Source organism: Mucilaginibacter sp., assembly GCF_036383575.1.
In the GTDB taxonomy this organism is placed as follows: Bacteria; Bacteroidota; Bacteroidia; order Sphingobacteriales; family Sphingobacteriaceae; genus Mucilaginibacter.
Map to the genome: position 1 here is coordinate 1 of NZ_DASVOB010000561.1, position 2365 is coordinate 2365.

Sequence of the window (2365 nt, forward strand, 5' to 3'; positions counted from 1 at the left end):
AGTTTGGGTTAATACATGGTTAGGGACACTAAGCTTGTTTTTCCGGTTTACCGGAAGGGTTAACTCAAATATTTACCGTACCCTGATGCCAGTCGGGGTGCGGTTATTTAAAATAACCTTGTTTGCGGGGGGCGCCTAAGGCGTTTTTTGTATGTTTTTATTCATTCAGTTAGGTTTAATTAATAATTTACTATTTGTTAGGGCTTTACGGTAATTGTTTTCCCTTCTATTGTATAATGGATTTTTTTGAAACGCATGGCATCCAATATTTGTGAAGCATTAACGTTCATAGATATTTCGCCCGAAAAAGTGCGCTCTTTTATTTTTCCTTCATATTTTACATCAACATCATACCAACGGCTAATTTGCTTCATAACCGATTCAATGCCGGCATCATTAAAATGGAAAACGCCATTTTTCCAGGCCAACGCCTCATCCATATCTGCCTGGGTAATACTTATATCTCCATTTTTCAGATGTGATTGTTCGCCGGGTTTAAGCAGATAGCTTTTATTGCCCGCTTTTATCTTTACACTGCCTTCAAGCAACGTAGTTTTAATATCGTTTTCGTCGGCATAGGTATTTACGTTAAAATGCGTACCTAAAACTTCAACTGTTTGTCCGTCGCTTTCAACCCGGAAAGGTTTGGTTTTATCATGCGCTACTTCAAAATATGCCTCGCCGGTAATTTGTACTTTGCGCTCATTTCCATTAAATGCAACAGGGAATTTGATGGACGATGCAGCGTTAAGCCACACATTGGTACCGTCGGCCAGTATCAGGTGATATTGCCCGCCGCGTGGCGTGCTCATCACGTTGTAATTAATGGCTACAGACTGTGTGCCTGATGAGCTGTTTTTATTGTAGGCAACCACTCCATTGCTTAGTTTTTTAATTGTCGTGCTGCCCTGGTTGGCTATATTGCCATTAGCGGCACCGTTTAAAACTACCTTACTTCCATTGGCTAATGTGAGGATAGCTTTGTTGCCGCCCGGAATAATTTCGTGATTCTTTTTTATTACAGCTATGGTTTGTTGCGATGAACGGTGTAAGTAAGCAGGGATGCCAATGGCCAGGCATAAAATAACCGCTGCCGCTGCTGCAAGCAACCAGTTACGTAGTCTGAATGTTTTAACATCGGCAGGCTGCAGCCTGGCTTTAACGTTGGCCAAAGCATGTTCGGTATCAAATAAGCGGTATTCGGTATAGCTGGTTTCGAGTTGGTTTTCGTTAAGGATGGTATCAAATAAAGCGCTGTTTTCTTCGCTGGCTTCAACCCATGAAAATAACTCGGCATGCTCTGCCTCGCTTAAATTACCTTTCAAATAATTACTGATAAGATCAGAAATCCTTAAACGGCTGTCTATTTTTGAATTATCCATGTGTCTATAACCGGTATTTGATGATAGAACAGGAAAGGGTGGGATTTTATCTAAAGGAAATTGAAATAAATTTTATGTTTTATTAATGCCTACTTTACATGGCTTAGAATGCCGGGTAATATCAGGAGCATTCCCAGGGCAAAACCCTCGTCGGACAGGCGATTTTTTAACAAGCTAAGTCCGCGCATTTTTTGGTTGTTTACCGTACTTATAGTAATGCCGAGCTCGCTGGCAATTTCTTTGGCTTTTTTGCCATCCTCAAATGACATCCGGATAATTTTGCGGCACTGTTCGGGCAAAGTATCAACAGCTGCGAATACCTGCCGCAACACTTCGGCCTGTATAATGTTATTTAAAATGGTGGCTTCCTCAATGTCGGTATTTACGAGGGATTGCCGGTGTGCAATTTTAACACTGTTTTTTTCAAGGTGATTGAAACAGGTGTTTTTTACGCTTACATATAAGTAGGACCTGATAGCATCTGTGGTGACCGGCAGGTTTTCTTTTTGCCAAAACCTAACAAAAACATCCTGTACCAGGTCCTGCGCATCAACCGGGTCATGAATAATGCGCGAGGCGAAAAAGCATAACGGCCGGTAAAATTTCTCAAAAATCTGATCGAATGCGGCTATGTTTTTACCTTGCAGTAAGGTAAGTAGCTCATGTTCTGTCAAATCGGCCCGGTTGTTCATATAAATAACGAATATAAGTATTATTTAACATTAACATCATCGTGCTACGGATAGTTGCGGGAAAATTGCTCTTTGAAATAATTCGATCTGTTTTACTGAATCTCGTCTGAAAAATTTCTACACGAATGCTTTTCAAACCGTCCACAATTAATGGAATTACACGAATCTTAGAAGCTGTTTAAAATTGATTGTTTTTAAATGTAGAGACGCATCACATGCGTCTCCCGTGTGCAATTTCCGACGGAATTAGAAGCTTTTAAATTGGCCTCTCCGCTGGGAGACGCATGTGAT

2 protein-coding genes are annotated in these 2365 nt (G+C 40.8%); both read right to left on the reverse strand.

The annotated features are described in order from the left end of the window. Positions 1-197 precede the first annotated feature (197 nt). On the reverse strand, positions 198-1382 hold the full coding sequence (locus tag VF500_RS20025; RefSeq protein ID WP_330861378.1) for a FecR family protein: 1185 nt from the start codon (positions 1380-1382) through the stop codon (positions 198-200). A gap of 89 nt (positions 1383-1471) precedes the next feature. After that, a complete protein-coding gene (locus VF500_RS20030) occupies positions 1472-2074 on the reverse strand; it encodes an RNA polymerase sigma-70 factor (RefSeq protein WP_330861379.1) in 603 nt (200 codons plus the stop codon). Between the last annotated feature and the right edge of the window lie 291 nt (positions 2075-2365).

Excerpts from the sequence above, each read along its gene's own strand:
- VF500_RS20025 (WP_330861378.1), bottom strand. The coding sequence starts at position 1,382 with ATGGATAATTCAAAAATAGACAGCCGTTTAAGGATTTCTGATCTTATC.
- VF500_RS20030 (WP_330861379.1), bottom strand. The coding sequence starts at position 2,074 with ATGAACAACCGGGCCGATTTGACAGAACATGAGCTACTTACCTTACTG.